General features: G+C 34.8%; 6 protein-coding genes. All 6 read right to left on the minus strand.

What is annotated here, in order from left to right:
* Positions 1–573 precede the first annotated feature (573 nt).
* Positions 574–1,032, minus strand: coding sequence for a transposase (locus JCM14822_RS22235; protein WP_054743937.1), 459 nt, complete (start codon positions 1,030–1,032; stop codon positions 574–576).
* 30 nt (positions 1,033–1,062) lie between these two features.
* Positions 1,063–1,344, minus strand: coding sequence for a hypothetical protein (locus JCM14822_RS22240; RefSeq protein ID WP_054743939.1), 282 nt, complete (start codon positions 1,342–1,344; stop codon positions 1,063–1,065).
* Between the two features lie 69 nt (positions 1,345–1,413).
* Positions 1,414–1,668 carry an IS110 family transposase gene (locus JCM14822_RS22245; RefSeq protein ID WP_054743941.1) on the minus strand — a complete coding sequence of 85 codons (255 nt, stop codon included), beginning with the start codon at positions 1,666–1,668 and terminating at the stop codon, positions 1,414–1,416.
* A 10-nt stretch (positions 1,669–1,678) separates the two neighbouring features.
* Entirely contained in the window at positions 1,679–1,915 is a 237-nt protein-coding gene (locus JCM14822_RS22250; RefSeq protein WP_054743943.1) for a hypothetical protein, read from the minus strand.
* Positions 1,916–2,310: 395 nt separating this feature from the next.
* Positions 2,311–3,495: a pyridoxal phosphate-dependent aminotransferase gene (locus tag JCM14822_RS17860; protein ID WP_054743945.1), complete on the minus strand. Its 1,185-nt coding sequence runs from the start codon at positions 3,493–3,495 to the stop codon at positions 2,311–2,313.
* 318 nt (positions 3,496–3,813) lie between these two features.
* Positions 3,814–4,685 (minus strand): IS66 family transposase (locus JCM14822_RS17865; RefSeq protein WP_054743947.1); only part of this gene is annotated, 872 nt, incomplete at its 5' end.

The following is a 4,685-nucleotide window of genomic DNA, read 5'->3' on the forward strand; positions in this document are numbered from 1 at the left end:
TCTTAATTCAAGACAACAAAAAAGGAGTAACGAAGTTAGAAATAATTTCGTTACTCCTTCCTATATTGTCAAGTCTCAAAACATAGTTAGCTTTATAACTAGAGCTAATAGTGATGAACAGATATTGTATCCTGTACTGAATAGTTAAAAATAGGCATAGTTTTAAAAGCATCCTATTGTTTTGCTTTAAAAAGGCTATTTTCCTCTATTTAACTATGATGGTGAACCTTCCGTGTCTAAAGGGATCGTGTTCCAACTTCTTTTGTCTCACCTGGTCATACACTGAGTGTTGGCTAAGCTTTTTAACAGGGTCGTGCCCTACGGAGAAAACTTCTGCCAACTACAGCTCTTGTTTGTATTTGATCTTTACTGATCTTTACCTTCACACGAGGAACTGATATTCAGTGGATGCTTTTCTCATGTTTCTTGTTGTTGGTCTTGTGGCTGATATAGTGTATAACACACTTCATATTTATCGGGTTACTTTTCTCCAGAACCCTGCTTAATTTCAGATTGCTCTGGAATCCAGCAAGGGTCTGGATTTGAAATGTACTTATTGTTCTATTTGTATAATTATGCTGGTAATGCTTCTTGTTTATCTGGATGTTTTATGTCCTTTAACATTTTATTTGGATTATATGTGAGCCCCTTAGTCAAGATCGTGTAAATCACTCTAGGTAGTTTGCATGCAATAACAATTAATGATTGCATCTTCTTCAGTGGATTATCTGATCGTGTTGTATAATAGTCGTGAAGCTCTTTAAACTCCTCTGAATGCGCTACTGTAGACTTAGCTCCTTGGAACAACCAATATCTCAGTCGTTTGCGTCCTCTATGACTGCTCTTTGTTTGACCTTTATGTTTTCCTGAACTGCAAGCTACAAGTCCTAATCCACTTAATTTCTGTATTTCTTTAACATCATCAAATCTTGATATATCTCCCATCTCTGCAAGGATCACTGTTAATACACGTTCTCCTATACCTGATATTTTGAGAATATTTTCTGCATATGGTATCTCCATACATTTCATGGATAGTTTGTTTTCTATCTCTGTAAGCTCCTAGTCCAATTCTATGATTTGCTCTGCAAACCACTTTACTGCTAAATTACTTGCATCGGCTCCATCGTTTAGTCCAACACTTTCTTTTGTGTACTTTAAGATTTCGTCAGCCTTACTATAGCCATGACCTCTGAGTTTCACATCATGCCATATTGGTTTTATGCCTTCAGCTTCAAGCGCCATTAAATCTTTTGGAAATGGTGCTTTTCTTAACAATTCTAAAACAAAAGCTCCGTCTACTTTTCCCAGTGCGTCTTTATACTCTGGGAAATAGATTTTCATTTCTCTATGAAGTCTGTTAATACATCGTATTCTGTCCTCGCATAGCTAATCACGAAACATTGATAAGCGTCATAATTCTGCATAAAGTTCCTCTGGAAGATATGGCATTCCAAAGTTGCCATCTTTAACAAGGTTTGCAATAAGCTTTGGATCTTTCCTATTATCCTTAAGCTGACTATTATCTTCAATTTCTTTTGTCTGTTTCACAGCATATGGATTCACTTGTACAACACTGATTCCGTTTGAAATCATCCAAGTGGCAAGACAAAACCAATAATGACCTGTTGGCTCTAAGCCCAATACAATCTGATTCTTGTTATTCATGGCAGCTAGTTTAAATTGCCCAATCCTTTACACTTTGAAATCCATCTGAGTTGTTGCCGAATGAAAAAGCAGCCTTACTGAGCTCTCTTCCTCTAGTATCAATGGCTCTTACATAGTGAGTTTCACTACCTATATCGCATCCTAAAATAAGCATGTCATCACTAATAAATGAGAGCTTTTCATTCTTTGTAAACTTTCCTTTAGTTTCTAACTCATGCCATGTTGAAGCTTTAAGATTACTTTTCACAACTTCTGTTTTGCTAATAACTCTTGTTGTTCAAAAATATTTACTGTTACTACTTGATTTCTTTTCTGTTTACCTTTAACATTCATTGTATGTACCTCTCGTGTATTTAGATTTATTACCAACTGGCCAGGTCAGTAATAATCTAAATTTACTTGAGGTATTTTTGGGTGTCAATCTCTTGACCTATTTAAAGTATACAGGAAGCTTTTTATATTATCATAAAGTTTTTCACTGCTCTTTTTACCTTAAAGTAGTTCTTAACCACCCCAAAGGCAATCAAAATAGAAGAGGGAGTAGCGGAGCGAATGAGTTTTCACACGTTACATTGATTATCGAACTTAGGCTATCATAAATTACGGAAGGTGTAGATAGTATTCCTCGCTACTCCCGGCTTCTTATTTGTATTCCTTAATAAGCTCCGCAAAAGCAGGTAAAGAATCCAAAATTTGTTTTTTGCTTACGCAGTATGAGATTCTTACGTATCCAGGGCAGCCGAAGTCGTCTCCAGGAACTAAGAGTAATTCGTGTTTTTTAGCTTTTTCACAGAAGGCATTAGCATCTTCTTCCAGTGCCTTTACGAAGAGGTAGAATGCACCATCTGGTTTAATGCAGTTATAACCTAATTTTGTAAGGCCATTATAAATAATATCTCTGTGTTCTTCATAAGTACTAATATCAGAAGTAGCTTTCACACATTTTGCAATTACTTTTTGGAATAAACTTGGTGCACATACGTATCCGAGAGCACGGCCAGCACCACAAATTGCAGCATAAACTTCACTACTATTTTCCATCTGATCAGATACTGCTACATAACCGATACGTTCACCAGGAAGTGAAAGAGATTTACTATATGAATAGCATACTAATGTGTTTTTGTAGTAGTTCATTAAATAAGGTACTTTAAGTCCGTTATATACTAATTCTCTATAAGGTTCATCAGAGATTAAGTAGATTGGGTGACCATATTCTTCTGATTTTTCTTTAAGAATAGTAGTAAGTTCTTTGATTGTTTCTTCTGAATAAACAACACCAGATGGATTGTTTGGTGAGTTTATAATGATACCTTTTGTTTGAGGTGAAAGTAATTGTTTGAAACTCTCAAAATTGATTTGGAAGTTTTCTGTGTTAACGGATACAACTTTAAGTTCAGCACCCATAACATTAGTAAATACAGTATATTCTGGGAAGAATGGTGCGAAAGTAATGAATTCATCTCCAGGTACAGTAAGTGCTTTAATTGAAATACATAAAGAAGCAGCAGCACCAACTGTCATATAAATATGATTTGGTGTAAGTGAAGTATTAAATCTTTCATTAATATAGTCTGAAATAGCTGTTCTTGTTTCTAAATCCCCAGGTGCAGAAGTATAGCCGTGCAGTAAAGTTGGATCTGAGTCATTTACTAATTCTAAGATAGCTTGTTTTACACATTCAGGTGCTGGCACGTTAGGATTACCTAAGCTGAAATCATATACATTTTCTGCGCCAATTTCAGTAGCACGTTTTTTACCATATTCAAAAAGTTCTCTGATTACAGAGCGTTTTGTTCCTAATTTAACCATTTCATTTGAAATCATATGTAATACTCCTTATTTTTAAATTTATTAAAGATTATAAGTAACTGTTCAGCCGCTATTTTAAGCGAAAATAAAATCACATTGATCTGAAAGTGCTTTTCTTAATGCTTTCATCGGACTGATACCTTGTTTTTTAGCTGTTTCTAGATATGACATGATTGTCATAAAGTTTTGCCCCATCAAGTGTTCTAAAACAACCAGCTACTTTAGTCTTTACTTTTACCATTCATACATCTCGTTCAGCTTGATTATTATCGAATGGTACATTGAAGTTTTTAGTAAATAGGCATATTGAACCCTCGTTGTCAAAGAGTCTTTCTATGAGGCTCGGATTTTTCCTTTTCCTTGTCGGCCACTTTTACTTGGTACTTTTTCTGGGATGGGATTGAGTTTTCTAGCTTCCTCTATTATACTCTGATATTCTTTGTGGAATTTATGGGTATAGTAATAGGTCGGCTCTTCTTTACTCATAAATACTGCTTTATCTTTTTGTTTTTTCATATTTAGTAGCAGTTCTATCATCTTTGATGACCAACAATCGTGAATAGCTATACCTATATAGTTTGGAAGGATACCGCTAGATTCTATTCCTTCATAGCCGCGTTTGTCTTCTACTGTTAGATAAGTGTATTTTGAGTTTGAAGCATTATGTACCCAGCATGTTTTATTATCTACACGTGTTCCTGTCTCATCGAAATGAACGATTGGTGAAGCGATTATCTTTTCTTTGATCACATCAATAACAGGAAGAATCTTTTGAGCACATTCAGTCACCATTTTATGAATAGTTCCAGTACTAATAGGTATGCAAAAAAGATCACTTAAGAACTTATGAGTACGATTAATGCTTACCATACCAATTGTATTTAGTGCTATAACTAAAGCTTGCAAGTTTTGTCCATATTGCATTGTAGAAGTAATATGCTCTGGAAAAGTTCCCTTTAAGATTTCATTATCACATTTAGGACATTCGACTGACATAACTTGATGCAATATCACTTTTGTTTTTACAACAACATCAACTTCATATCGTTTTTCTGCAACAGTATAAGACTTAGAACACTTACTAAAAGATGAACAATTCTTGCATGCATCAGGTATATGAGGAATGATATCATTAGGTTCTTGAGTAATAGAAAAAACTGGAGCCTTTATGACCTTTTGGGCACCTTGCTTTTTATCAGAAGATT

It is taken from the genome of Cellulosilyticum ruminicola JCM 14822 (assembly GCF_001311925.1).
GTDB lineage: Bacteria > Bacillota > Clostridia > Lachnospirales > Cellulosilyticaceae > Cellulosilyticum > Cellulosilyticum ruminicola.